The sequence below is a fragment of the Phycisphaerae bacterium genome (genome assembly GCA_035275405.1).
In the GTDB taxonomy this organism is placed as follows: domain Bacteria; phylum Planctomycetota; class Phycisphaerae; order UBA1845; family UTPLA1; genus DATEMU01.
Genome location: DATEMU010000003.1, coordinates 111977 through 137968, shown reverse-complemented (window position 1 = coordinate 137968; position 25992 = coordinate 111977). Strand labels below are relative to the sequence as shown.

Below are 25992 nucleotides of genomic sequence, written 5' to 3'. Positions count from 1 at the left end.
GGTCAGGCGTCAGGCTCCAGATTCGCAGTCACGAGCGGTGTTTGGGCGGCTACGACTTGCCAGTTTCTCAGTTCTGGTTTCTAGTTTCCTGCGGTGTTCCGTAAAGTCCTCATCGCCAATCGCGGGGAGATCGCCGTCCGCGTCGCTCAGACGCTGCAGCAGATGGGCATTGTCGCGGCGGCGGTTTATTCCGAAGCTGACCGGGGGGCGGTGCATGTCCGCGCGGCGGACGAGGCGTATCCGTTGGAGGGAAGCAGCTCTGCCGAAACCTATCTACGCGGCGACAAAATTATTGAGATTGCCCGGCGGTGCGGCGCGGAGGCGATCCATCCCGGCTACGGATTCCTCTCGGAAAACGCGGACTTCGCGCAATCCTGCGCGGATGCAGGGTTCACTTTCATCGGCCCGACGCCGCCGGTGATCCGCGCGATGGGCGACAAGATTGTGGCGAAGAAGACTTTCGCCGACGCGGGCGTCCCGGTTGTACCGGGCGCGACGTTGGAAAGCGGCACGTTCGATGAGGCGAAAAAGTGCGCGAAGAAGATCGGTTATCCCGTGCTGATCAAGGCGGCGGCGGGTGGCGGCGGAAAGGGGATGCGCGTCGTGCAAAAGGAATCCGACCTCGCCGCGGCCATCGAAGCCGCGCAGCGCGAGGCCGGGGCCGCGTTTGGCGACGGCCGCGTGTTTCTGGAGAAATACCTTACTAAGCCGCGCCACGTCGAGTTTCAGATCTTCGGCGACACGCACGGCAATGTCGTCCACCTGTTCGAGCGCGAGTGCTCCATCCAGCGGCGACATCAGAAGATCATTGAGGAATCTCCCTCGCCGGCCCTGACGCCCGAGCTTCGCGCCCAGATGGGGGATGCCGCCGTCCGTGCCGCCCAGGCCATCGGGTACACCAACGCCGGCACCGTTGAGTTCATTCTGGACGAAAGCGGTGAGTTCTACTTTTTAGAGGTCAATACCCGGCTCCAGGTCGAGCATCCAGTCACCGAGATGACCCTTGGCCGCGACCTGGTCCGCGCGCAAATTCTTGTTGCCGCCGGTCAACCCCTCCTGTTTTCCCAGGACGACCTGCGGCAGGACGGCCATGCCATCGAATGCCGTATCTATGCCGAAGACGCCGCGCGGGGATTCCTGCCCTCCATCGGCACGATACTGCGCTACGTCGCGCCAATCGGCGGTGGTTTGCGGATTGACAGCGGTGTCGGCGAGGGTTCGCAAATCAGCGTTCACTACGATCCCATGCTGGCCAAGCTCATCGCTCATGGCCGCACGCGCCGCGAGGCGCTGGACAAAATGCTCTGGGCGCTCGATCGCTACGTCATCCTCGGCATCACCACGAATATTGACCTGCTGCGCGCGGTGATCGCCCATCCGGAGTTCGCCGCCGGGCGATTGCACACGCACTTCCTCGAGACGCATGACGTTTTGTCGTCCGCACCATCCGTCCGTCCAGATGCGGCCCTGATTATCGCGGCCCTGGCCGCGCAAAACGGCCGGGTCGGTCCGGCGACGCACCGAGATAGCGTGACGAGGCCGAGTTCCGGGCCGTGGCGTGCCGTCGGCGCCTGGAGGGCGTACTAGATGGCGACCATCGTGCTCAAACCCGTCGGTGTGGAGACGCCGGTACGCATCGTGACGCAGCAATCGGCAAGCGGCCGGGAACACGCGTTTACCGCAAGCATCGATAACCAGACGTTCGAATTTCGCGTCGAGTCGATTGGAGCCGGTACGGGCTTTTTACATCTGAACGGCCGAGTCGTGCATTACCACGTCGCGATTGCCGACGGCGTCGTGCATGTCTGGGCCTCCGGCACGACGTCTCGCTTCGAAATCATCGAACGGGCTGCCCGCCGTGCCAAAGGCGAGTCGGCGGCGATGCGGCGGAGTGATCTGACCGCCCCGATGCCGGGCACCGTGCTCAAAGTGCTGGTGGCGCGCGGCGAACGGTTCGCGGCCCACGCGCCGCTGGTGGTGATGGAGTCGATGAAGATGGAGATGACGCTTTCGGCGCCGCACGCCGGTCGCGTCAAGGAGATTGCGTGCCAGACCGGCCAAATGGTGGCGATGGGAGCAGTGTTGATGCGATTTGATGAGGCGGATGATGGCGACGCTGCCTAGCGAAGTGAAGATTATTGAAGTGGGACCTCGTGACGGACTGCAGAACGAGCCCGCGCCGATCGCGACCGACGTGAAGGCCGCCTTTATCCGCGCCCTGTGCAGTGCGGGGATTCGACACATCGAGGCCACATCGTTTGTAAATCCCAAGGCGATCCCGCAATTGGCCGACGCGATGATGGTTGCCCGAGGGCTGCCTCAACGGCCCGACGTGACGTTCTCGGCACTGGTGCCAAATCAAAAAGGACTGGACCAGGCGATCGAGGCGGGCATTCACCGGATTGCCGTCTTCACGGCCGCGTCCGAGACTTTCACCAAGAAGAACATCAAGATGTCGATCGACGAGTCGTTGGCGACGTTTGCGCCGGTCGTGTCGTCGGCGCTGACGAAGGGAATCACTGTTCGCGGTTACGTTTCGACGTGTTTTGTTTGCCCCTACGAAGGTGAGATCGATAAGGAGAAGGTGCGGGGCGTCGCGCAGCGCCTCCTGGAACTGGGTTGCGACGAAATCGCCATCAGCGACACGATCGGCGCCGCGGGCCCGACGGATATTCAAAACACGGTCGGCTATCTGTTGCGAACGATGCCGCGCAGTAAGATCGCGCTGCACTTGCACGACACTTATGGCACGGCGCTGGCCAACGTCCTGGCGGGGCTCGAACTCGGCATCGCGACGTATGACGCCTCGGCAGGCGGTCTGGGCGGATGCCCCTACGCACCCGGCGCGGCGGGAAACCTCGCGACGGAGGATCTTGTGTACATGCTCGATCGAATGGGCATCCGAACGGGCGTCGACCTCGCGAAAGTCATCGAGGCCGTCAAAGTCATCGCGGGCGACATTTCGCGGCCGATCGCCAGCAAGCAGTGGCTGCGAAGGAGAATCTAGACCTCGTCTTCGTCCTCGTCTCCGTCCTCGTCCTCATCCTGGTCGTCGTCCGCATCGTCGTCCTGGTCTGAGCCCTTCAGGGACTCGATCATCTTCTGCACCCGCGAATCGTCGCGGATGTTGTCGAGGTCCGAATCGCCATCCATGTTGTTCGTATCGCTGTAGCCCGCCGCGATTGCTTTCTCCAGCCACGCAATGGCCTGATCCTCCTCGCCGGCCAGTGAATAGCCGCACGCAATGTTGTAAAGAGAGTCCGCCGTCCGCGGCCCGAGTTCCGCCGCCTTCAAGAACGCTTCGCGGGCCTTGTCGTACTGGCCTTCCATGTGGTAGGCGTACCCGCGGTCATACCATGCACGACCGTCGTCACCGTTTTGAGAGATTTTTTCGTCCGCCTTTTGTGCCGCTTTGGCCCGCTCCTTGTCTTTTTCCTTGACCTTCATTTTGGCGTGATCGATGCCGGCCCCTTTGCCGTGGGCCTTGAGCGCTTTGGCCATCGCCTGCACCGCGGCCACTTCTTCCGCCGCGTCCTCCGCATCGGCGGCATCGACAGCGTCTTCGCTGCCGTCGGCCTCTTCCTCCAACAGGTCGGCCTGTTGCTCCAGGGTGTGCATTTCACGGGCCGTCTCTCGGAGCGATTGTTCGATCTTCTTCGTCTCGGCGGCCATGGCCTTGGCCTGTTCGACGATCTCGGCCACCTGCTTCATGACCTGCGCCTTGGCCTCGTCGCGAAGGCCCTCGGCGCTATCGCGCATCGACTCGGCCTTCTCGCGAAGAGAGTCAGAAAGTTCTTCCAATTGCTCCTTTTGTGCCTCCATGGCCTCGAGTTCGGCCTCCTTGGCCTCCGCCTGTGCGCGGGCGTTCGAACTGCGCTGGCGAATGATCATGGGCGATCCGTCGGCTCCGGGTCCGCGGGCGCGCGGCGCCCGCACTCGCGATCGGACCCGCGATCGCTCCGGCGCCGGTTGGCCTGGCGCGGGGTCGATCAGCCGGACAAACGCTTCGAAGATCTCGTGCTGCGCCGGCGTTGCCTCGACATCAATCCCTCCCTCGACCGTGCGGATGAGAACAGGTACGTCGTCGCGCGACATGAGCCCCACCATCGCCTCCCGCTTGCCGTCCGGAAGGTCGTAGTGTCGCCATTCTTTAGCGCCGTCCGCTTCCGGCGCATGACGCATGCGGGGCGCCATGGTCGCGTGTCCGGGCGGGGCGGGTGTTCGGGGGATGGCGACGACGCGCGGCGCGCGCGGAGAGGGCTGCCCCTCCAATCGCTCCATCATTTCCTCGAGCCGGCGTTCGAGGCGCTCCAGGCGCGCTTCCAAGTCGCCCCCGTCCGATCGCCGTCGCGGCGGAGGATACTCCGTCGCCGACATAAGACCAGCAACGGTCGTGCCGATCGCGTCGAACAGGGCCGGCGGCGTCAGACCGGTCATCGGCCGCGGCGTTGGAGCGGTGCAAGAGACTGCTGGAAGGAGGGCGCCGGGTGGCGCGGGCGTCATCGGCATCAGCGGCGGGGCCGGCGGCAATGTCGCTGCGGATGGGGTACTTGCCATCGGGGCGGGGGCCTCGGCCGGCCGATCGGGGGCAGGCGTCCCCGGCGAGGACCAGGCGGGTGTGGTCAGCCATGCAGCCAGGGCCAACGCGGCAGTAAGGGCCGCGCCGGACCGGGAAATACGGGGTCGCGAAGGACTTGTCATTACCATGGTCAGTCTCCTTGCAAAACGTTTGGCTCGCACGCTGGTCGCGCCGATGCCCACCACGGGCAGGGCGGTTGAACTCGATCCGACATAACGGCGGGTGGTCAGCAGGGCCTCGGCGTAGGCGCGGCGACCGCCGGGCATGAGCCAGGTTACCCAGGCATCACAACAATTCTCGGCTTCATCGCGCAAACGGCGACAGAGCCACCACACGACAGGGTGCCACCAATAGAGGCAGTGGACGGCGTTTTCGAACCAGCGGACCCAGTCGTCGCGCCGGCGAAGATGGGCCAGCTCGTGATAGACGATGGCCTGCCGGCCGGGCTCGTCGAGCTGCGACCAGAGGTCCGTCGGCAAGAGCAGTCGGCGCTTGCCGATGAATGAGACCATCGGGGAGACGCGGCCCGCGATCATCAAGACCTGCGGCGCGGGCGAGAGACCGATAGACCGGGCGGAACGGCGAACCAATCTTTGAATGCTGGACGGCGCGCGACTGGCGGTCTGCAGTCCGCGGGCAAATCGAGCGCACGCGAGCGCTCGTGCCGCGAGGAGGAAGGCGATTCCGCAAAGCCAGACGGCGGGCGGGATCGGCGGGATTCGCGATAGCCCGTCCGCGATGGTCGCGCCGGCCGATCGCCAAGCGATCATCCATAGCGCGATGGCTGACGGCGGCTCCATGGGAGTGTGCGGCGCGGCCTCGATACTTGCTGAAACCGAGCCGGCTTCGGATTCCAGCGGTTGGGCGCGTACCTCGCTTGGCATCGTACGGTCGTGCAGGAGGTAACCCGTGGACCGACGCAGCGCGTACTCCGGGGCCGCCTTGGGACGCGTCTTTTTGTTCATGCTGTCGGACCCACCCGATGCGATGGACAACGAAGGATCGGGCGACGCCGGGATGCTGATCGGAGGAGGAACGGTTGATCTCTCGCTCCGTCCAAGCCCGACCGGTCGCGGCGCGCGTGCGAGCCGTTTCGGCGCCGACGAGCCGGTCCAGGCGTGGATGGAATCCCGCTCACGAGGGATTAAGGGAACTGGGATTAAGGGATTAAGGGAAGCGTCAGTTCCCGATACATTAATCCGCAAGTCCCTTCGTTCCTCGGAAGGGAGGGGCGCACGGTTAATAGGATTCCTTTGAACCGGCGAATCGCCAGTCTTCAATGAAGCTATTTGCTCAGGACTTGGCACCGAGTCTTTCGGTGGGGTCAAGAGACGCGACACGATGCCCTTCGGCGCGGCAGGAAGGATCGGGGCAACGGCGAACCAGATCAGGACAATCAGCCACATGGCATGCCGCGTCGGCGGGCGCATGGTGACGAACCGACCGATGCCGACGATGACGAGGGCGGGAATGGTCGCCGCCAGCGCGCCACGCCACAGAACGTCCAACCAGGCTTGCGTCGTTTCCGCCATCCGAATCCCTACGAACCCGATTCGGGGGTCTTGTCGTCCAGCTTCTCTATGAGTTTCTGAAGTTCGTCTATTTCTTCCGGTGTGAGCCGTTCGCTTTTCATCAGCTGGAGGACCAGAGGGCCGGCCGCCCCGTCGTAAAGCTGCTCGACCAATGATCGTAAGCGAGAACGGCTGACTCGCTCCTTGCTGACGCGGGCGCGATATACGTAGGCGAGGCCGCTCTTGTTGCTGGCGGCGAAGCCCTTTTGTTCCAGCCGGCTAAGGAAGGTCAGGACGGTGGTGTAGGCGACGCGGCGGCCGCGCTCGTGCAGGTGGTTTAGAACCTGGCGGACGGTGGCGGGGCCGATGTCCCAGAGGGCCTTCAGGACCTCCAGTTCCGCCGCCCCGAGTTCATTCAATCGATCGGTCATAAGGCCGCCGAGCACCCTTCTCTACTACCAACGTCGTACCCATCCTACTACAACGGTCGTAGGTTGTCAATCTTTCGCATCGGCCAATGGCGGGAATCTCATGAGAGAGTATCCGGACCGCCACCGCCCCCGCGACCTGGGCCGGTGTTGCCCGCGCAGGCTACCCTTGGGCGGTTTTTCCCTATAATGCCCCGGAAGCGGCATCGGGCCGTTGTCCGGTGATTTTTGAGCCGGCAGGAAGGAAAGACGGGGTATGGCCTACGCTGCATCGACATCGAACGCCGATTCTGATCGTTCCGTCCGGGCCTACTTTCGGAATATCTACGATACCGTCCGCACCATCGCGATCGGGATGCGGATCACCCTGAAATACTGCTTTGCCCGGACCGTGACGGTCCAGTACCCCGACATGGCCCCGGTCACGCAGCCCCGCTATCGGGGGTTCCACTGGTTCGAGGCGGAAAAGTGCATCGCCTGCGACATGTGTGCCAAGGCCTGCCCGGTCGATTGCATCTACATCGAAAAAAGCGGTCCGCGAAAGATCGACAAGGCAACGGGCATCGCGGTCGGCGGGGCGCTGAGCCGCTATGCGATCGACTACGCGAAGTGTATGTTCTGTGCCCTATGCTGCGATCCGTGTCCGACGGACTGTATCCACATGGGGGACAATCACGACTTGTCGGCCTATACGCGGGAGGACATGTGCGTGGAGTTCACCGACCTGGCGAAGGAAGGCAAGCAGACGCCGGAGCCGTTCTGGATGCAGCAGCCGAATCCGCCGGAATGGGCCGCGGCGATGAAGGCACGCTGGGAAGAGCGGGCCAAGCCGGTCCGGGAAGAGATGATCAAGGCGCTGTCTCCGTCCACGGCGAAGAAGGAATAGTTCGATGCCCGAAGGTCAAAGTCTGGTCCTGGGTTTGCTGATCTTTACGATCGCGGGGATCGCCATGTCGGCGGGGGCGCTGATCATAGGGCGCTTTGTGCGCACGCGGCTGCCACACCCGGAGAAGGATGCCCCGTACGAGTGCGGGGAGCCGGCGATCGGGTCGAGCTGGGTGCAGTTCGACCTGCGCTTCTATGTTGTCGCCCTCGTTTTTTTGATCTTCGACATTGAGATCGCCCTGTTTTATCCGTGGGCGGTCGTATATGCCGATGCCGGGATTGCCGCGCTGTGGGATATGCTCTTTTTCTTCGGCGTGATCGTCGTAGGGTTTGTTTACCTGTGGCGGTTCGGATACCTCGACTGGGTCCGGGCGACGGGTCTCCACGACAAGCGTGAACGTATTGTTCGGCCCGACGATGAACTGGGCCGGGCCGCCCGACGATGGGCGTGATAACAAGGACGTGCTGACGCATGAGTTGGATTGAGAACAGATTTGAAGAAGGCCTGATCGTCACTTCGCTGGACTGGGCGATCAACTGGGGCCGGCGCTCCAGCATCTGGCCGATGACGTTCGGGTTGGCGTGCTGCGCGATTGAGATGATGGCGGTCGGGGCGAGCCGGTTTGACATTGACCGGTTTGGGGCGGGGGCGTTTCGGGCGACGCCGCGGCAATCCGATCTGATGATTGTGGCCGGGACCGTGAATTTCAAAATGGCCAGCCGGGTGAAGCGGCTTTACAACCAGATGCCCGAGCCGAAGTATGTGATCGCGATGGGCGCGTGCACGGTCGGCGGCGGGCCGTACTACAAGCACGGGTATCACGTCGTGAAAGGCGTCGATCTGATTGTGCCGGTCGATATCTATGTGCCCGGCTGTCCGCCGCGTCCGGAGTCGCTTTTGGAAGGGCTCATGCGGCTGCAGGACAAGATCAAGCATCAGACGATTGCCAAAGATCGGTGGATAATCGCGAAGAAAGAGGCGCTCGTTGGCGCAGCGGAGTCGGCGTAAAGGAACACACCACGATGGCCCCCGAGGCAATTGCAGATATCCTCAAGCAGAAGTTCGGCGACAAGGTCACGTCGTCGAACCTGCAAACGGCTCACCCCTATGTCGGCATCTCAGCCGAGGCGTGGCCCGAGGTCGCCCGGTTCCTGCGCGACGACGCGCGCCTGCGGTTCAACATGCTCCGCTGCGTCACAGCGCTCGACTTGCTGGAGGACGACCAGTTCGCGGCGATCTACGACCTGGACGCGCTGGTCGGTGAGCCGAACCGGCCGGAGCTGTGGAAGCGCGAGCACATCTTTGCGGTCCGCGTGACGGTGCCGCGTGGCAATCCGCACATCCCCAGCGTGGCGGACGTCTGGCCCGCCGCCGACTGGCACGAGCGCGAGGCGTACGACCTGATGGGCATCGTCTTCGACGATCATCCCGACAGCGTGGACGATCCCGCCGGCCGCCATCCGCGGCGGATCCTGTGCGCGGACGACTGGGAAGGCCACCCGCTTCGCAAAGACTATGTCTTCCCGATGGAATACCACGGCATCCCGGCGGTGACAGAGTATGGCCAGACGCGGCCGATTCATTGATGAGGTAAATAGTGCCTGACGTTCTTCTCGAATCCCAGCCCGACCTATACGCCGACCTGACCGCCGATCGGATTGTGCAGGAAGACCTGCAGACCGAGGAGATGCTGGTCAATATGGGGCCGCAGCATCCGGCGACGCATGGTGTGCTCCGTGTCGTCCTTCGCACCGACGGCGAGATGATCCTCGAGGCCGTGCCGCATATCGGCTACCTGCACCGCTGTGCCGAGAAGATCGGCGAGAATGTCGCTCCCTACCAATACATTCCCTACACCGACCGGATGGACTATCTGGCGGGGATGAACGACAACCTGGCCTTCTCGCTGGCCGTAGAAAAACTCGCCGGTCTGGAGGTCTCCAAGCGGGCGCAGTACATCCGCGTGGTCTTCGCGGAATTGAACCGGATCGCCTCGCACCTGGTCTCGATGGGGACCTACGGTCTGGATATTGGCGCGTTCACGCCGTTTCTGTACGCGTTCCGCGAGCGCGAGCGGATTCTCGACCTGTTCGAGTCGGCCTGCGGGGCGCGATTGACGTACAGCTACATCACCATCGGCGGCGTGACGCAGGACATCCCGGAGCGGTTTATCGATCTGACCTCCGAGTTCCTTGACTACTTCGAGCCGAAGATCGACGAGTACAACGACCTGCTTTCATACAACCACATCTTCGTCAAGCGAACGGCGAACATCGGCGTCATCTCGGCGGCCGACGCGCTCGCCTGGGGCCTGACCGGGCCCCTGCTGCGCGGCAGCGGCGTGCGCTGGGACCTGCGCAAGGTACAGCCCGACTGCTGCTACGACGAATTCGAGTTCGACATCCCGGTCGGCGAGGGGCTCAAGGGGACCATCGGCGACTGCTGGGACCGCTATTACGTTCGCATCCTGGAAATGAAGCAGTCCGTGCGCATATTGCGGCAGGCGCTGGAAAAGCTGCGCGGCACGGAGGGCGAGACGCTTGACAAGCGCGGCAAGACGCTCAAGCTGCCCGACGACGAAATCTACTACGAGATGGAAAACCCCCGCGGCCAGCTTGGTTTCTACGTCCGCGGCAACGGCTCCGCCATCCCGGCCCGCGTGAAGGCCCGCGGCCCCTCCTTCTGCAACCTCTCGATCACCAACCACGTCTGTAAGAACTGCCTCCTCGCAGACGTCGCCGCCATCATCGGGAGCATCGATGTGGTGATGGGCGAGGTGGATCGGTAAGGCTGTGATTCCAAGGAGTTGATGGCCGCCGCGTCGCACTCCTTGACCTTGCGTTGGTCCGATTAAGCTCGGTTCCCGCGCGTCTTTGAGCCCTACTCATTCCATACTTTTTTTCCGGACGCGAGCCTGCTTCTGACGGCCATACTTTGCTCATCGCGCCGCGCGTATCGTACTCTCCATTGAGTACCGGTGTGCCAGGGTAACGAGGCGCAGCGGCCAAGCCACCGGCGCTCCTGCCGGTGAGATCCTCTTTCAATCAGGTGCATCATGGGAGGAACCCATCCTTCTTTGCGGCGGTCCGCGCCGCGTGATCGCGTCAGCAACGCGGAAGAATCTCCGCCGATCTGGGAACTGATCGTTATTGCTGCGATGTCGTGCTACCTGGCGGTCGGTTGCGGAACAAACCCCGCGCCGGAGCCATCGTTGCAGGATTCGCAGGTCCCCACGGATGTTGAAGCGGACGCCGGCAATTCTCCATTGGTCACCGGTAAGCTCCTTGTGAAATTCAAGTCAACGTCACCGGAGGGCGCGAACTCCGTCCTGTCGCTGACGAACGCCAATGCGTCCGGCGAAGTTCCGCAGACCGGCGTCCATATCGTTGAACTCGATCCCGCGGCCGATACGGCCGGGCAGCTTCGCGCTTTTCAGGTGCGACCGGAAGTGGAGTTCGCGGAGCTGGACCGGGTGTGGGAGCCGGCCGTGGTGCCGAACGATCCGTGGTACGCCAACAGCGCCGCGCCGCAATGGCACCTGCCGAAAATCTCCGCACCCGGCGCATGGGATGTCACGACCGGCAGTTCCAGCGTTGTCATTGCTATTCTCGACACCGGCGTGTACGGGGGACACACCGATCTGGCCTCCAAGATGGTTCCGGGTTGGAACATTCCGGCAAACAACTCCGACACGAGCGACGCCAACGGTCATGGTACGACCGTCGCGGGGATTGCGGCGGCGGCCAGCAATAACGGAACGGGCGTAGCCTCCATAGCGTGGGGATGCAAACTCATGCCCATTCGCGTGTCGAGCGCCAACGGGACGACGACCACGTCGTCCATCGCCGCGGGGCTGACCTGGGCGGCCGATCATGGCGCGCGGGTGGCCAACGCCAGTTACGGCGGCATTTCCGCCAGTCCCACGGTGGCCAGCGCGGCGGAGTATTTTCAAGGCCGAAACGGGGGCGGCGTCGTCACGGTTGCGGCGGGGAATAACGCATACTTTATCGCGTCGGCCGACAATCCCTATGTCCTTAATATGAGCGCAACCGACCAAAGCGATCAGATCACGTCATTTTCCAATACGGGCAACGACGTGGACCTCTCGGCGCCGGGTTTTGCGATCAATACGACGGAGCACGGCGGCGGCTACGCAAGTGCGAGCGGTACATCGTGTTCGGCGCCAATTGTGGCAGGCATTGCGGCGCTGGCCCTGTCCGTCCAACCGGAGTTGACCGGGCCGGAACTTCAGGACCTTCTTAAACAATCGGCCGATGATCTCGGGGCGGCAGGATGGGACCCGACCTTCGGCTGGGGCCGCGTGAACGCCGCGCAGGCGGTGAGTCTTGCACTGAACAGCGCCGGAGCGCCAGCCGACGCCAACCCGCCCAGCGTCAGCTTCGCCTCGCCGACAGACGGGGCGAGCGTCGGAGGGCTGGTGAATGTCCAAGTCAGCGCCTCGGATGATGTCAGTGTCGCCTCCGTCAACCTCACGATAGACGGCGCGTCGCTCGGCACGGACACCTCGCCGCCCTATTCGTTTGGATGGGATACGGCCAGCGCGTCAAATGGCGGCCATACGCTTCAGGCCTCCGCGCGGGACGCCTCGGGGAACGAAAGCAGCGTGGCACTTGAAGTCGTCGTGACGAATACCTTGGATTCCGTTCCTCCCGCAGCGGCCATCGTCTCGCCCGCCGACGGCTCGACGCTGGGGAGAAGGCTCACCGTCGCGGCAACGGCCACGGACAATGTCGGCGTCAGCCGTGTCGAACTCTATGTCGACGGCGTGCTGAGCGATGCCCTAACGGCGGCTCCTTATTCCTTCTCACTCAACCCCCGCCGCTGGGCTCGCGGCGCGCACTACCTGCAATGCCGGGCCTACGACGCCGCCGGCAACATGGGCGCGTCCGCCGTCGTGACGGTGTACAAGAACTAGCCGACGGACAGTCAAAACAGGCCGACAGGCACGATCGAGCCGTGGCGGATTCCCGTTCGGTTACGAAGGCATCGTGGTGGGCTCCGGCGGCGGCGGACACGGCTCCGGACACGGCACGATGATGCGACATTCGTCGAATCCGCGGTTGATCACGTCGGCCGCTTCGGTGATAGCGCCCAGGTTGGCGCCGCCCACGTCTTGTCCCGCCAACGCGCGATTGCACAGCTCCAGGAGCCCCGTGACATCATGATCCAATCCGAGGGTCGTGAGAGCCGCCAGGACGGACGGCGGAATGACCAGTTCGATAATGGGATCGTCGTTGATCCCCTCGGCATTGCAGCCGAAGGTGCCGTCGGGCCCCGGATCGAGTTCGTCATCGTTGTCGAACCCGCCATGCAGCCCATCCTCGCCCGGAAGCGTCGCCTGCGTGCAGAAGGCCTCGCTGGGCAGCATGAAATTGGCCAGCATCGGGTCCAGGCGCATGTTCAGCGCCAGGGTGACCGTCTGCCCCAGCAGGATGTTTTTCCAGCGGCCGTTGTTGGCGAACAGCGGCAGGCCGACCGGCGATGTCTGGCACGTCATCGCGTTGAGGATCGGAGCGCCCAGGTTGTTGGGCAACGTCATTGCCGTACCGCCGGTCGGCATGCGATCGATAATACATTGTGCCGCGGCCATTTGGATCGTGACGGATCGGCCCGGCTTTCCGACCGTAAGGTCACTCGCTAACAGGCTTTCGATCAAGTCCAGCGTTCCCAGCCCGTTGAACGTCCCGCCGGCATTGCCGTAGGCGCCCTGGGTGAGGCTGCAAAACTCCTCGCAAGTACCCACCAGAAGTGTGGCGTTGCAAGTATCCATCGACGGTGGAGTGCCCGAATCCATGATCACGACGTGATAGAAATACGTACCCTCGGCTGGATCCGTGACCGTAAAACAACAAGTCTCATTCAAGCCGCGGTCAGAACAGGTCTCGAGGACGTTGTCCATGTCGTCGTACCAGGTGATTTGGAACGGTGCGATGCCCGTTACGGCCTGCGCACAAAACATCGCCGAACCGTCGTCACAGGAGAATCCCGTAATGGGTGTTACGAAGCAATCTGACTCGTTCGGGTTACACTCGAACGTCACCTCACAAGATCCCTCGCAATCCGTCACGTTGTCGACGATTTCGAGCGTGAACGTGCCGGCCCCTCCAAGTCCCGTGCTGTACGTAATCGTGTCCGTTCCCTGCCCGTCGGTGATCTCCCAGCCGTCACCAGTCAACATCCACGTCAGCGTGAGATCGCCTGAACCGCCCGAGATATCAGCGGTCAATTGATTGCCCGTAGTGCGGCAGGACGGGAGAGGGTCAGGTGCCGAAAGAGTGCAAGTCGGCCGGCCCGTTACGGTGAAAACGACATCGTCCGTGGCGTTTGGACACGGCGACGTGCCCGTAACGGTCAATCGCAGCGTGGCCGATCCTGAGCAATTCGCCGCAAAACAGATCGTGGGGGTGTATGTATCCCCGTCCGTAATATCCACGCAATTCGGCGAAGGTTCGCTTACCACTGACCACGACGGCGTTCCGTTGGATCCGCTGCCGGCCAAGGGGCCGAAACAGGTCTCGCCACTTTCCGCCTGACATTGACCGTCGTCGTCGCCCGCCGCCGCGGTCGGCCGCGCGACGACCGTCAGATCGATGTCGTCCGTGGCGTTGGGACAGGGCGAAGTGCCCGTCACGGTCAGCCGCACTGTGGCGGTGCCGGTGCAACCCTCCGCAAAGCAGACGGTGGGTGTCGCTGTATCGCCATTTGTAATGTCCACGCAATTGGGCTCTGGCTCGCTCTCAACCGACCATGACGGTGTTCCGCCCGATGCGCTGGCATCCAGCGGGCCGAAGCACGTCTCGCCGGTCGTCGCCTGGCACGCGGTGTCATTGTCCCCCGCCGACGCTGTAGGTCGTTCGACGACCGTCAGCGTTACTTCGTCCGTCGCGTTCGGACAGGGTGATGTTCCCGGCACCGTGATCCGCAGTGTCGCCGAGCCCGTGCAGCCCGCTTCGAAGCAGACTGTGGGAGTTGCGGTATTGCCGTTCGTAATATCCACGCAGCCCACCGATGGTTCGCTCTGCACCGACCACGTCGGCGTTCCGCCGGAGGCGCTGCCCGCCAGTGGGCCGAAACAGGTTTCCCCGCTAACCGCCTGGCACTTGGTGTCATTCGGTCCCGCCGAGGCCGTCGACCGCGCTCTCACCGTCAAGGTTACGGTGTCCTCCGCATCCGGACAGGGCTCATCGCCCATGACTGTTAATTTCAGCGTCGCTTGTCCGGTGCAGCCCTCCGCGAAGCAGACCGTCGGCGTGTAGGAGTTCCCATTGGTGATGTCGACGCAATTGGCCGAGGGCTCGCTGTCCACGGACCAGGACGGCGTTCCGCCCATGCCGCTGCCGGCCAGCGGGGCGAAGCACGTCTCGCCGCTCGTCGCCTGGCAAATGCTCTGATCGTCACCCGCACTCGCGCTGGATTCTGCCGTGACGGTCAGCGTCACGTCATCTGTGTCGGTGGTACAGGGGGCCGTCCCGGTCACGGTCATGCGAAGCGTGGCCTCGCCCGTGCAACCCTCTGCGAAGCAAACCGTCGGCGTAGCGGTATCACCGTTGGTGATGTCGACGCAATTCGGCGAAGGTTCATCGATGACCGACCACAAGGGTGTGCCATTATCGCCGTCGCCGGCTAATGGAGTGAAGCAGGTCGCACCGCTCATCGCCTGGCAGGTCGATTGGTCGTCGCCGGCGTCCGCCGCAGGTCGCGCCGTCACCGTCAAGATCACGTCGTCCGCGTCGGTCGTGCACGGCGATGTCCCGGTCACTGTCAACCGGAGCGTGGCCTGGCCGGTACAACCCGCCGCGAAACAGACCGTCGGGGTGGCGGTGTTGCCGTTCGTAATGTCGACGCAGCCCATGGAGGGTTCGCTGATGACGGACCACGACGGCGTGCCGTTGTCAGCGTCGCCGGCGAGCGGGGCAAAACACGTCTCGCCGCTTTCGGCCTGGCAGATGGTTTGATCATCGCCCGCATCCGCCACAGGGCGCGCCCTCACGGTCAATATCACATCGTCGGTGTCGTCGGGACACGGCGCAGCACCGGGTACGGTGATCCGCAGCGTCGCTTGTCCCGTGCAGCCTTCTGCGAAGCAGACTGTCGGCGTGGCGGTGCTACCATTGGTGATATCCACGCAGCCCATCGAGGGTTCGCTGATTACCGACCACGAAGGGGTTCCGCCCGACGCATTGCCGTCCAGCGGATCGAAGCAGCTTTCGCCGCTTTCGGATTGGCAGATTGACTGATTGTCTCCGGCCGATGCCGTGGATGTGGGGTTTACCGTGATGGTCAGCTCACAAGGTAGCGGAGTACCCTGGCATTCCGAACAGCTCAGCGCATCCTGAATCGTGCAAGAGGCCGTCGTACCGGCCACGATCATTACGGACGCCTCGTCGTCGGCTCCGTCGATCGAACAATCGCCGGCCGTCACAGACCAGCTATGAACGGGGGTGTCGCAATCGCCCGTAATCGTCGACGTGTATTCGTTGGTGGTTCCCTGACAGACCGTAGAGGGACCGTCGACCTCACAGGTTCCGCAATCTACGACGAAAATCGCCCCGGCGGAAAGTGATCGATCCGTGCTGCCAAGGTTCGGCAGGCTGTCGTCGCCGCTCCAGCCGTGCCGCCGCATGTGATAAGGCGAGCCGCTGATTCCACCGGCCGATTGCGGGTCGTTGGGACAGCCCCAATCCTCCCGGCTGCCGATGTGCCCCCCCCAGGCGAGGACGGCCGTGGGACTGTCCAGTATGAAGCTTATGGCGATTCGCTCTTCCGATTGCTCGTCAGCAAAGTCCGGGCCCGTGAATCCGCCGTCCGTGTCAAACAAGACGTTGGTAAGCGTTCCGCCGAAGAGCGTCATGACTCTTTCGTTCGCGGGGAGGCCATTGAAGCTTGTTTCCGGCTGCGAGAAGTTACCGGGCAGGCAGCTCACGATTTCGTTGACTCGCGGTGCCGGCAACGGCCATGTTGTGGTGAGAGCGTCCACGCCCGACACGCCCACCAGGGGGTTGATCACCTCTGCGCTGTGCGCAAAGGGCGGATTGTGCGGCTCCAGGCGCTGGTAGTGCGTCAGGTAGTCGATCGCGTGCTTATCGCTGTGCTTGACGTCGTATCCCAGTACTAACCGGATCTCCACCCCGGTGGGCATGTTCTCAAGGACGCAGCGATAGGGAATGGAATAGCCCTCGATCATGTGCGCCTGACTGGCGTTGACGTTGCCGTTTTCCCAACTCCACGCAGGCGTCGTCATCGAAGTGCCCGAGCCGTTGCGGACCTGGTTGAGGTCCGCCTTGGGCGGGGCCAGAACGGCGAATTGGTTCACCACAGCGGGGTTCGTGCTTCCCGACGGAAGGCCGGTTAGCTGCTCCTGCTGCTGGGGCGTGCACTGCAGTAAGGAAACGGCAAACGTGATGCAGACTAAGGTCAGGGAAACGGTACGGAATCGACGAGTCATCCAAGACATGGAATGTCCCTCCTTCGGGGCAATGCAGGAAAGTGCATACGCCCTCGCGCAAAGAATTTGAGCCCTGCGAAGTCCGGGGGCATCGCGCTTGCGCGGCGGATGCTCCGTTCGCGTCATTCCTCGCTCGTGCCTGCGGGAAATGTTCGCGTGTGGACGTCGCGGTGTATTGCGAGGCGGCCCTCCATGAAATCCGGAGGGGCTTATAGTTCCTTCGGCTCCGGGCATACTGCCCCGGCCCGCCCAGAATGGGGACTTCCTACCCCGAGAAATCCAGTATAACTTTTCACCCCCTGTTATCACAAGTCTCATGCGAATAGGGGTGAATCCCGATCCGGTTTCACGCCGAAGGGGCGGCTTTGCAAACCCCGGGCCGAATTGCTATAACGCGGGGCCCCTGTAATGGGGTGGGAGTTTGGACAACCCCGGAGCGCCCGTTTTTGAGCCAGATCACAATCCCCTGGACATACAAGGATCGCGAGGTCCTTCAAACCTACCGAACCAAGGCGATTCGACTGCTGATCGGGCTGGGTGTGGCTCAATTATCGATCGCCTTGGTCGCTTATTGGCTCTGTGCACTCGGCGATCCTCGGCGCATTGCGGATTGGAAGATCCTTCCCGCGCTGGCCCTCGTCGTGGGACCGTTCGTCGGAGGCGTGGTCTTTGTGCTCGGCGGTCTGGCGGTGGCGGGGTATCGCCAGATCGGCGCATTTCTCCGGGCACCCTACGTCGCCTTCACGCTTTTCTTCGGCGGGGTCATAGGCGTTTGCCTCATCGTTTGGCTCCATGCGGCGCTGTTCGCATTCACGCGGTCCACCTTGGCGACCTCCGGCAAAAACTCAGTGGTCACGACCATTCCCGGAACGGGTATCAGGGCGCCGCTTACCACGCGCGAAATCCACGAGAGCGTACAACAAGTACGTCCCCTGCTGGCCGTGCCGCTCGTGGCCTACGTCCTCTGGCCGCTCCAATTTGATCTCATCCGCGATCTGGTCGCCGTGGCCGCGATCATCGGCTTCCTCAGCATCGTGCCGGTCTTTGGCATCTGGTGGGAGCGAAAGGTGGCCGGTCGCATTCAATCCCGCCTGGGACCGATGCGCGTCGGCGGCTGGCATGGCTGGCTGCAATCGCCTGCCGATGGCGTCAAGCTGATCTTCAAGGAGGATTTCATCCCTCCCGAGGGCGACCAACTTCTGTTTCGGCTCGCGCCCTATCTGACGTTTGTGCCGCCGGTCTGTGCGTTTATCGCCCTGCCGTTCGCCGGCGCCTGGGTCTTTCGCGACTTGGACGTGGCCCTGCTCTTCATTCTGGCCATGCTCGGCATCGAGGTCGTCGGCGTCATCCTCGCCGGCTGGGCCAGCAACAACAAATGGTCGGTCTATGGGGCGATGCGCGAGGCGTGTCAGATGGTCTCGTACGAAATCCCGATGGGCATGAGCCTGCTGATCCCCGTGATGACGGCCGGGACGCTGCAATTGACGGCCATTGCCGATCAGCAGGGGGACGGCTTCGCGAGCTGGTTCATCTTCAAAAACCCGTGGTGCTTCGCGGCGTTCTTCAGCTACTACATCGCTTCGCTGGCCTCGTGCAAACGGGCGCCGTTTGACCTGCCGGAGTCGGAGTCGGAACTGGTCGCCGGCTTTCACACCGAATACAGCGGGTTCCGCTGGTCGCTCTTTTTCTTCGGCGAATATGTTGCGATGTTTGTCGTGTCCGGCCTTGCCGTGATTCTCTTCCTTGGTGGCTGGAAGTCGCCGATGCCGGCCGCTTGGGCGCCAGGTGGCGACGGCTTCATGCCGCGATTGATTCGAGGGCTGTTTTTTGAAGGCCCCATCCTTTTTGTCCTCAAGGCTGCGTTCCTCTATTACGTTCAACTGTGGATTCGCTGGACGCTGCCGCGGATTCGCATTGACCAGGTGCTCTACGCCTGTGTTCAGGTGTTGCTACCGCTCACGATGGTAATGCTCCTGGGCAACACGCTCTGGATCCTCGGTACGACGCACTTGCAATTGAATTGGATGATCGCCCTGGACCGCGGGATTCACTGGTTGTTGGTGCTAATCGGTTACGCGGCGGTGATCGGCATGTTGGCCATCGCCACGTACGGGTATGTGCATCGCAAGCGGCTCGTCGGCACGTTGGTCATTGACCATTTGCCGGGATCGTAAGAGGCTGATGTTGATTAACGGATGATTGAAGCCCTTGCATTTTATGTATTCGCCGCCGTCGTGCTGGCCAGCGCGCTGGGCATCGTCCTTTCGCGCAACATCGTCCGCGCGGCGACCTGCCTCCTGGGTACGCTCGGCGGCGTGGCGGCCCTCTATTTTGTCCTGCACGCCAACCTGTTGGCCGTCATTCAACTCATCGTTTATGCCGGCGGAACGCTCGTCCTGATCGTCTTCGGCGTCATGCTCACCAGCAAATCGCCGTTTGTCATCTTCTCGCCCACGCGCGGTCAGATCATCGCCTCCGTTCTGGTAACGCTCCTGCTCGCCGGCGGGCTCTTTACGCTCCTTCTGCAAGCCGATTGGTCGCACTCGGCCGGGCAACTCGCGGCCTCACCCCAGGTCAAGGCCGTCGGGACATCGCTCTTGACCGACTATCTCGTGCCATTCGAGGCCGCGAGCGTGCTACTGCTTGTCGTCATGATCGGCGCCGCCTACCTGGCGCGACCGGAGAAATAGCCGCGATGCTGACCATAGGCCTTCATCACTATCTGCTCCTCGCCGCGGCCGTCTTCTCGCTCGGCATCCTCTGCATGGTCACGAAGCGGAACGCCATCGGCATCCTTATCGGCGTCGAACTGGTGCTCAATGCCGCGAACATCAACCTCGTGGCCTTCAGCCGCTATCAGACGGGAACGGGCGACGGCCATATCTTTGCCGTCTTCGTCATCCTGCTGGCCGCCGCCGAGGCCGCGATCGGCATTGCCATATTCATGAACTTCTATAACACGCTGCAAACCATCGACGTCGATCAGGGCGACCAACTGAGGCATTGACGCACTGTAATGCAATACCACACCGCTTTAGCACTCGGCGTCGTCATACCCCTGGCGGGATTTGCCATCCTCGCCTTTTGGGGTCCGCGCCTTGGCAAGCCCCGGGCTTCCTACGTCGCGCTGGCAGCGATCGGTTTGAGCTGCCTGCTCTCCGCCTGGGTTCTCCTCGGCTGGCTTAACAAATCGGGCAACGAACGCAACGCGCTGACCGCCCACGCCGTCAAGGCTCAGGTGCACTGGGCGACCTTTGGCGACATCCCCATCAACGTCGGTGTCAAGCTCGATTCGCTGACCGTGATCATGTACTTCATGGTCACGTTTATTTCGTTCTGGATCTTCTTTTTCTCCATCGGGTACATGGAGGGCCACAGCGACGAGGTGGATGGCGTCAGCAAGTACCATCGCTTTTTCGCCTATTTGTGCCTTTTCTGCTTCAGCATGCTGGGGCTCGTTGTCGCCAACAGCCTCCTGTTCCTGTTCATCTTTTGGGAACTGGTCGGTCTCTGTTCATATCTGCTGATCGGCTACTACTTCGACAAGAAGTTCGCCAGCGACGCGGCGATGAAGGCCTTTATTACCAACCGCGTCGGCGACTTCGGCTTTATCCTCGGGCTGGCCCTGGTCGTCCTTTATCTGGGGACGTTTGATCTCGACCTGGCCGCGAAGAACTTCGCCGATCAATTCAGCGGCGGCACGGGCATTTTCGCCTCGAAGATATCGCTGTTCGGGTTTTCGCTCGCCACACTCATGGGCATCGGCCTCTTTTGCGGGGCGATGGGCAAGTCCGCGCAGTTTCCGCTGCACGTCTGGTTGCCGGACGCGATGGCCGGCCCGACGCCCGTCTCCGCGCTGATCCACGCCGCCACGATGGTCGCCGCCGGCGTCTATCTCGTCGCACGGATCTTCCGGCTGCTGACGCCCGACGCGCAGATGTTCGTTGCCGTCATCGGGTGTATTACGCTGACGATCACGGCCCTCATCGCCATCGTGCAGACCGACATCAAAAAGGTGCTCGCGTACTCCACGCTCAGCCAGCTTGGCTACATGATCTTCGGCCTGGGCGTCGGCGCGTGGGTCGCCGCGCTCTTTCACCTGATGACCCACGCCTTCTTCAAGGCGATGCTCTTCCTCGGCTCCGGTCAGGTCATCGAAGGCTGTCACCACGAGCAGGACATCCGCAAGATGGGCGGACTTCGAAAGAAGATGCCGGTCACGTGTTGGACCTTTTTCATCGGCGTGCTGGCTATCGCGGGGTTCGGTATTCCCGCTACCCACATCGGTCTTGGCGGCTTTTTCAGCAAGGATGAGATTCTGGCCGTCGCCTACGAACGGGCGTTCAACCTACCGGCACTGAAAAAGACGGACGCAGCAGCGGACGATGCCGGGGAACATGCGAAGGCAACCGGAGGCCCAATTCAAATCGCCTCCGCAACAAACGACAATCGCTTGCTCCTGGCCATGAGCGACCCACCGCACGGCGGGGCAGCCGCCCAGCACGGCGGAGAACACGGCACCGGAACACCTGAAAAACTCTCTATCGCCGCGAATCTTCGCACACTCCCCAAATGGATGTTCTGGCTGCCGATCCTCATCGCCTATATCACGCCCTTCTACATGATGCGCGTCTGGTGGCTGACCTTCTGTGGCCAACCGCGCGATCACCACGTCTATGATCACGCCCATGAGAATTGGAAGATGTACCTGCCGCTCGCCGTTCTCGCCGTCGGCACGATCTATTGCAGCTATGCAACGTTTCGTCCGCTGATTCACGACGCGTCGAAAGTGGCGACGAATGCCCCGGCGATCGTGGCCATCGACGGCGAGGCGCAGAGCGTCGCGGAGGCAGGAAAAGGCACGATGCTGACGCTGACGCACGCGGCCGGTAAGAACCCCCACGATTGGCTGAAGTACGGCGTCGGTTTCGCGTGGATCATCGGCATGGGCCTGGCCGTCATGATCTACCGCGGCGGATTGGAAGTCGCCGAAAAACTCAAGCGGTCGTTTGGACCCGTACACACCGCCCTTGAGAACAAGCTTTACTTCGATCACGTCTATGACGGCGTGCTCGTCGCCGGAACGGTCCTGTTCGGGCGCATCGCCGGTCTTTTCGACAAGCTTGTGATCGACGGCCTCGTCAACGCCGTCGCGGCGATCACGCGCGTCTTCGGCGTCTTCACGGGCCGGCAACTGGACATGCCCGTGCAGCGCGGCGACATCGGTTTGGTCGATGCCGTCGCCAACGGTCTGGCCGGGGCGATGCTGGACATCGGCACGGAGATTCGTCGCCCGCAGAACGGTCGAATACGCAACTACGTCCTCTGCGTCGCCGGAGCGGCGGCGATTGCCCTCATGGCGGTGCTGTTTCACGAGCGCCTGGCGGAGGGATTTCAGTGGATTACGAGTAAGACGACGACGGTCGCACAGAAATGAATTGTGGAGTTTGATCCGTGGCACGCATACTTGACTGGCTCATTTTTCTACCGACAATCGGCGCGATCATTGTGCTCGCCGCCCCCGCGCGGCTGGCGCGGACGATCACCTGGGGATTTACCTTCGCCGTCTTTCTGATCTCCTGCAGCCTCTTCGGCCCGTTCATCGGCGGGGCCTTCGGCGGCGAGTACGGCACCAACCTCCAATACGAAACCAAGGTCGAGTGGATCCACGTTGGCAACTTCAATATCAACTACCACGTCGGCATCGACGGGCTCTCTTTTCCGCTCATTATTCTTACCACGCTGATTACATGGCTCTCCGCATGGGCCAGTTGGAACTTTGATCACTGGAACGTCAATCGCGGGGCCAAGGGCTTTTTTGCACTCTTTCTGATCCTAGAGACTGGCGTGCTCGGCACGTTCGCCGCGATCGACTTTTTCCTCTTCTACATCTTCTGGGAAGTGATGCTGCTGCCGATGTACTTTCTCATCGGCGTCTGGGGCGGGCCGCGGAAGGAATACGCCGCGATCAAGTTCTTCATCTATACGCTGGCCGGCTCCGTGCTGATGCTCGTCGCGCTGCTGGCCATGTACTACACCAGCGCCACGGCGATGGGCACGCCCGGCGGGACGTTCAATCTCATCGAATACGCGACGAATCCCGCCATTCGCGAGATGTTCAACAGCGAGGCGACGAAGTTCCTCAGTTGGAATTTTGGCCAGGCCATGTTCGTGATGCTCTTCATCGGCTTCATGATCAAAGTGCCGCTCTTCCCGTTCCATACGTGGTTGCCCGACGCGCACGTGGAAGCCCCCACGCCGATCTCCATGATCCTGGCGGGAATCCTCTTAAAGCTCGGAGCCTACGGATTTTTGCGGGTGTGCTATCCGATCTTCCCGGAGGCAGCCTCCGCGCTGGCGTACGGTGTCGCCACGCTCGGCCTGATCAACATCATCTACGGGGCTTTTTGCTGCCTCGCGCAGACCGACTTCAAGCGCCTCGTCGCCTACAGCTCTATCAGCCACATGGGTTACGTGGTCCTCGGCATCGCGATCATGACGACCGTCGGTTTTCAGGGGGCGATGTTCCAGATACTGGCCCACGGCATCTCCAGCCCGATGTGCTTCTTCCTCGTCGGCGTCATCTATGACCGCGCGCACCATCGCGACCTCAATCGCTTCGGCGGATTGTGGCTGGCCATGCCGCGCTACGGGTCATTGGCGACACTCGGCTTCTTTGCCTCGCTGGGTCTGCCCGCCTTGTGCGGCTTCATCGGCGAGTTCTGGGTGCTGATCGGGACGTTTAACGCCCCGTTCCCCTGGGCCAAGACCTTCGCGGTCATTGCCGCCTTCGGTGTCGTCCTGACCGCCGCGTACATTTTGTGGATGATCCAGCGGGTCTATCTCGGCAAGAAGCGCGAAGAATACGCGCACTTCCCCGACGCCGATGCCCGCGAGACGGCCATCCTCTTCCCCATGGCCGCCTTGGCGATCTTTATGGGGATCCTCCCGGGCTACACATTTGATCTGATGAACGGAACTCTCAAAGACATCATCGCTGTGATGGGCGGAGCAAGCTGATATGACGAGCGCCGTGCTCTCCACCATCTGGATGCCATCCGCCGAAGAGCTGGCCCGGCTCGGCCCGCTCTGGTGCATCGCCGCCACGATCGTCGCCATCCTGCTCGGCGCGCTCATCGGCGGTCGCAACTGGCGGCTCTGCGGCATTCTGGCGGTCACCGGGGGCCTGCTGACAGCGTGGCTCTGCTACAGGAACTTCGCCCATCCGACGACGTGGGCAGGCCTTACTCCCAAGTCCGAAGGGCCGATGCTCGTGGTCGATCCCTTCAGCAACTTCTTCATTTTTCTAATCAGCCTTTTCCTCGTGCTGATCACCGGCATGTGGTGCGTCGGTCAGTCTTCCGATCTGACCGGCCTGCGGACGCAGCGCAAGGATGCCGTCGAATTCTTCGTCCTTTTCATCGGCAGCGCGTTTGGCATGGCCCTCATGGTCAGCACGACGAACCTGCTGATGATCATCCTCGCCGTGGAAAGCGCATCGCTGCCTTCCTACGGTCTGGCCGGGTTTCGCAAGAAGCATCGTCCCGCGGCCGAAGCCTCGCTCAAGTACATCCTGTTCGGGGCTGTCACCAGCGCGATCATGATCTACGGGGCGTCGCTTCTCTACGGTAGCTTTCATACGCTCGATTTGGCGACGATCGGCGAACGAATCGCCCTCGAGGGAGTTTCGCTTCTCCAAGGCGTCGCCATCTTCGCCTTCCTTGTCGGCGTCGGCTTCAAAGTTTCCGCTGTTCCCTTCCACTTCTGGGCGCCCGACGTCTTCGAAGGCGCGACGATTGAGGTGACGACGTGGCTGAGCGTCGCCAGCAAGGCCGCCGGCATCGGTCTGATGCTCCGCATCGTCTCCGTCCTGACCGCCTCGCTGAACTCGCCGGAAGCTTTGCGAAATATCTCGCTGGCCATTGCCATCCTGGCCGCGCTGACCTGCACGGTCGGAAACTTCTCCGCCTTCCGCCAGACGAACCTCAAGCGCCTGCTGGGCTTCAGCTCGATCGCCCATGCCGGCTACATGCTCATGGCCGCCGCCATTCTCTGGGTCCCGGCAGCGAGCCCTGATGCCGACGTCGCCGCCAATCCCGCGTTCAGCGCCGTCATTGCCTACATGGTCGTCTATCTCCTGATGAACCTCGGCGCCTTCGGCTGCGTCGCCCTGGTCTATTGGGCGACCGGCAAGGAGACGCTCGACGCCTTCAACGGCCTGGGCCGCCGCGCCCCGCTCCTGGCCGTCGTCATGGCCGTGTGCCTTTTCTCCCTCGTCGGCCTGCCGCCTTTCGGCGGGTTCATCGCCAAGTGGTATCTGCTCCTTGCCCTTTTCGACGCGAAGCTGATCTGGCTGGTCTTCGTCGCGGTCTTCAACACGCTCATCAGCCTCTACTACTACGCCCGGATCGCCTACGCGATGTACTTCACGGATGACGGCCAGCCCACCCTACACACCGCGCCGCTCGGACAAGTGTCCGTCGCGATTTGCGCCGTGGGCATCCTGCTGACCGGCACGTTCGCCGCCGGCCGGCTCAAGAGTTTCTCCGACGCCCGATCGCGTGACGCCTACGCCCAACAGCAGACGCCGCGCAACGTCATTGCGGAGAAGCCCTAGCGATTCGCCTCCTTTCAACGGATGAAACATGGAACATGCCGTCGATACTTTGAACCGATTGCTGGATGCCGAATCGAGCAGTCTGGTGCATCGGCTCAGCGAATCGAACCCCTTTGTGACGTGGCCCGCCGCCGCCGACCGCGCGGTCGTGGAGAGAATCGTGGCCGACGTCGGCCGCCATCGGCGCGAGCTGGTCGAAATGATCCTGACACTCCGCGGCGCAGCGGTTCCGCCGAGGTATCCCTCCTCAATGGGCGGCGTTCACTATCTCAAACTGTCGTACCTAATGCCGCAGGTCATTACCAGCGTGCGGGAATTGGTCAAGACCTATGAATCCGCCGGTTCGACCGGCCGTCCCCAGGCCGACGCCCTTATCGCCCGCCTCCTCGCCGACTACCAGCGTCACCTGGCTGAATTGGAAAAGATGCACGCCAATCTCGCGCAACCGGCGGCGTAGCGAATTCCACTGCCAGCCGACCTCATGGACTCAACCGGCGCTTCGAGT

Annotated in this window: 19 protein-coding genes; 16 read left to right on the top strand and 3 right to left on the bottom strand. The window is 62.4% G+C overall.

What is annotated here, in order from left to right; genetic code table 11:
* Nucleotides 1–93: 93 nt before the first annotated feature.
* Genes VJZ71_02530 through VJZ71_02520 form a run of 3 tightly spaced genes read left to right on the top strand, consistent with a single transcriptional unit; the run spans nucleotide 94 to nucleotide 3007 of the window.
* Nucleotides 94–1587: an acetyl-CoA carboxylase biotin carboxylase subunit gene (locus VJZ71_02530; GenBank protein HKQ46927.1), complete on the top strand. Its 1494-nt coding sequence runs from the start codon at nucleotides 94–96 to the stop codon at nucleotides 1585–1587.
* Nucleotides 1588–2124, top strand: coding sequence for a biotin/lipoyl-containing protein (locus tag VJZ71_02525; GenBank protein HKQ46926.1), 537 nt, complete (start codon nucleotides 1588–1590; stop codon nucleotides 2122–2124).
* Nucleotides 2096–3007, top strand: coding sequence for a hydroxymethylglutaryl-CoA lyase (locus tag VJZ71_02520; protein HKQ46925.1), 912 nt, complete (start codon nucleotides 2096–2098; stop codon nucleotides 3005–3007). The genes VJZ71_02525 and VJZ71_02520 overlap by 29 nt, the downstream gene beginning before the upstream one ends.
* On the opposite strand, the gene VJZ71_02515 is transcribed toward VJZ71_02520, so the two are convergent.
* Both VJZ71_02515 and VJZ71_02510 read right to left on the bottom strand, forming a co-directional pair.
* Nucleotides 3004–5544 (bottom strand): M56 family metallopeptidase, encoded by a 2541-nt coding sequence (locus tag VJZ71_02515; GenBank protein ID HKQ46924.1) that lies wholly within the window; start codon nucleotides 5542–5544, stop codon nucleotides 3004–3006. The genes VJZ71_02520 and VJZ71_02515 overlap by 4 nt on opposite strands.
* Before the next feature lie 575 nt (nucleotides 5545–6119).
* Nucleotides 6120–6521 (bottom strand): BlaI/MecI/CopY family transcriptional regulator, encoded by a 402-nt coding sequence (locus tag VJZ71_02510; GenBank protein HKQ46923.1) that lies wholly within the window; start codon nucleotides 6519–6521, stop codon nucleotides 6120–6122.
* A 253-nt stretch (nucleotides 6522–6774) separates the two neighbouring features.
* Between VJZ71_02510 and VJZ71_02505 the strand changes: the two genes are divergently transcribed.
* The 6 genes from VJZ71_02505 (at nucleotide 6775) to VJZ71_02480 (ending at nucleotide 12340) form a co-directional block, all read left to right on the top strand.
* Nucleotides 6775–7404, top strand: coding sequence for an NADH-quinone oxidoreductase subunit I (locus tag VJZ71_02505; protein HKQ46922.1), 630 nt, complete (start codon nucleotides 6775–6777; stop codon nucleotides 7402–7404).
* A 4-nt stretch (nucleotides 7405–7408) separates the two neighbouring features.
* The gene (locus VJZ71_02500; protein HKQ46921.1) at nucleotides 7409–7855 is read left to right on the top strand and encodes an NADH-quinone oxidoreductase subunit A; all 447 of its coding nucleotides are present in this window, start codon (nucleotides 7409–7411) and stop codon (nucleotides 7853–7855) included.
* Between the two features lie 20 nt (nucleotides 7856–7875).
* Nucleotides 7876–8412: an NADH-quinone oxidoreductase subunit NuoB gene (nuoB, locus tag VJZ71_02495; GenBank protein ID HKQ46920.1), complete on the top strand. Its 537-nt coding sequence runs from the start codon at nucleotides 7876–7878 to the stop codon at nucleotides 8410–8412.
* 14 nt (nucleotides 8413–8426) lie between these two features.
* Nucleotides 8427–8990 (top strand): NADH-quinone oxidoreductase subunit C, encoded by a 564-nt coding sequence (locus VJZ71_02490; GenBank protein ID HKQ46919.1) that lies wholly within the window; start codon nucleotides 8427–8429, stop codon nucleotides 8988–8990.
* Nucleotides 8991–9001: 11 nt separating this feature from the next.
* Entirely contained in the window at nucleotides 9002–10192 is a 1191-nt protein-coding gene (locus VJZ71_02485) for an NADH-quinone oxidoreductase subunit D (protein HKQ46918.1), read from the top strand.
* Between the two features lie 267 nt (nucleotides 10193–10459).
* Entirely contained in the window at nucleotides 10460–12340 is a 1881-nt protein-coding gene (locus VJZ71_02480) for a S8 family serine peptidase (protein HKQ46917.1), read from the top strand.
* A gap of 60 nt (nucleotides 12341–12400) precedes the next feature.
* Here the strand turns inward: VJZ71_02480 and VJZ71_02475 are convergent, their stop codons facing one another.
* Entirely contained in the window at nucleotides 12401–16879 is a 4479-nt protein-coding gene (locus VJZ71_02475) for a hypothetical protein (GenBank protein ID HKQ46916.1), read from the bottom strand.
* Between the two features lie 437 nt (nucleotides 16880–17316).
* On the opposite strand from VJZ71_02475, the gene nuoH reads away from it, so the two are divergent.
* From nuoH to VJZ71_02440, 7 genes are read left to right on the top strand one after another with little or no spacing between them, the layout of a single operon-like run.
* The gene (gene nuoH / locus VJZ71_02470; GenBank protein HKQ46915.1) at nucleotides 17317–19044 is read left to right on the top strand and encodes an NADH-quinone oxidoreductase subunit NuoH; all 1728 of its coding nucleotides are present in this window, start codon (nucleotides 17317–17319) and stop codon (nucleotides 19042–19044) included.
* Between the two features lie 21 nt (nucleotides 19045–19065).
* Nucleotides 19066–19560 carry an NADH-quinone oxidoreductase subunit J gene (locus VJZ71_02465; GenBank protein ID HKQ46914.1) on the top strand — a complete coding sequence of 165 codons (495 nt, stop codon included), beginning with the start codon at nucleotides 19066–19068 and terminating at the stop codon, nucleotides 19558–19560.
* 5 nt (nucleotides 19561–19565) lie between these two features.
* Nucleotides 19566–19877, top strand: a complete 312-nt coding sequence (nuoK, locus tag VJZ71_02460) for an NADH-quinone oxidoreductase subunit NuoK (GenBank protein HKQ46913.1) — start codon at nucleotides 19566–19568, stop codon at nucleotides 19875–19877.
* Between the two features lie 9 nt (nucleotides 19878–19886).
* Complete coding sequence (locus VJZ71_02455) at nucleotides 19887–22307, top strand: NADH-quinone oxidoreductase subunit L (GenBank protein HKQ46912.1); 2421 nt, start codon at nucleotides 19887–19889, stop codon at nucleotides 22305–22307.
* Between the two features lie 17 nt (nucleotides 22308–22324).
* Complete coding sequence (locus tag VJZ71_02450; GenBank protein ID HKQ46911.1) at nucleotides 22325–23890, top strand: NADH-quinone oxidoreductase subunit M; 1566 nt, start codon at nucleotides 22325–22327, stop codon at nucleotides 23888–23890.
* A 1-nt stretch (nucleotide 23891) separates the two neighbouring features.
* Nucleotides 23892–25487 (top strand): NADH-quinone oxidoreductase subunit N, encoded by a 1596-nt coding sequence (locus tag VJZ71_02445; GenBank protein HKQ46910.1) that lies wholly within the window; start codon nucleotides 23892–23894, stop codon nucleotides 25485–25487.
* A gap of 28 nt (nucleotides 25488–25515) precedes the next feature.
* A complete protein-coding gene (locus VJZ71_02440; GenBank protein HKQ46909.1) occupies nucleotides 25516–25944 on the top strand; it encodes a hypothetical protein in 429 nt (142 codons plus the stop codon).
* Nucleotides 25945–25992 lie beyond the last annotated feature (48 nt).

Bases quoted from the DNA above. Each gene is read 5' to 3' on its own strand.
- VJZ71_02525 (HKQ46926.1), top strand. From the start codon at position 1,588: ATGGCGACCATCGTGCTCAAACCCGTCGGTGTGGAGACGCCGGTACGC.
- VJZ71_02520 (HKQ46925.1), top strand. From the start codon at position 2,096: ATGAGGCGGATGATGGCGACGCTGCCTAGCGAAGTGAAGATTATTGAA.
- VJZ71_02515 (HKQ46924.1), bottom strand. From the start codon at position 5,544: ATGAACAAAAAGACGCGTCCCAAGGCGGCCCCGGAGTACGCGCTGCGT.
- VJZ71_02510 (HKQ46923.1), bottom strand. From the start codon at position 6,521: ATGACCGATCGATTGAATGAACTCGGGGCGGCGGAACTGGAGGTCCTG.
- VJZ71_02505 (HKQ46922.1), top strand. From the start codon at position 6,775: ATGGCCTACGCTGCATCGACATCGAACGCCGATTCTGATCGTTCCGTC.
- VJZ71_02500 (HKQ46921.1), top strand. From the start codon at position 7,409: ATGCCCGAAGGTCAAAGTCTGGTCCTGGGTTTGCTGATCTTTACGATC.
- nuoB (HKQ46920.1), top strand. From the start codon at position 7,876: ATGAGTTGGATTGAGAACAGATTTGAAGAAGGCCTGATCGTCACTTCG.
- VJZ71_02490 (HKQ46919.1), top strand. From the start codon at position 8,427: ATGGCCCCCGAGGCAATTGCAGATATCCTCAAGCAGAAGTTCGGCGAC.
- VJZ71_02480 (HKQ46917.1), top strand. From the start codon at position 10,460: ATGGGAGGAACCCATCCTTCTTTGCGGCGGTCCGCGCCGCGTGATCGC.
- VJZ71_02475 (HKQ46916.1), bottom strand. From the start codon at position 16,879: ATGTCTTGGATGACTCGTCGATTCCGTACCGTTTCCCTGACCTTAGTC.
- VJZ71_02465 (HKQ46914.1), top strand. From the start codon at position 19,066: ATGATTGAAGCCCTTGCATTTTATGTATTCGCCGCCGTCGTGCTGGCC.
- nuoK (HKQ46913.1), top strand. From the start codon at position 19,566: ATGCTGACCATAGGCCTTCATCACTATCTGCTCCTCGCCGCGGCCGTC.
- VJZ71_02455 (HKQ46912.1), top strand. From the start codon at position 19,887: ATGCAATACCACACCGCTTTAGCACTCGGCGTCGTCATACCCCTGGCG.
- VJZ71_02445 (HKQ46910.1), top strand. From the start codon at position 23,892: ATGACGAGCGCCGTGCTCTCCACCATCTGGATGCCATCCGCCGAAGAG.
- VJZ71_02440 (HKQ46909.1), top strand. From the start codon at position 25,516: ATGGAACATGCCGTCGATACTTTGAACCGATTGCTGGATGCCGAATCG.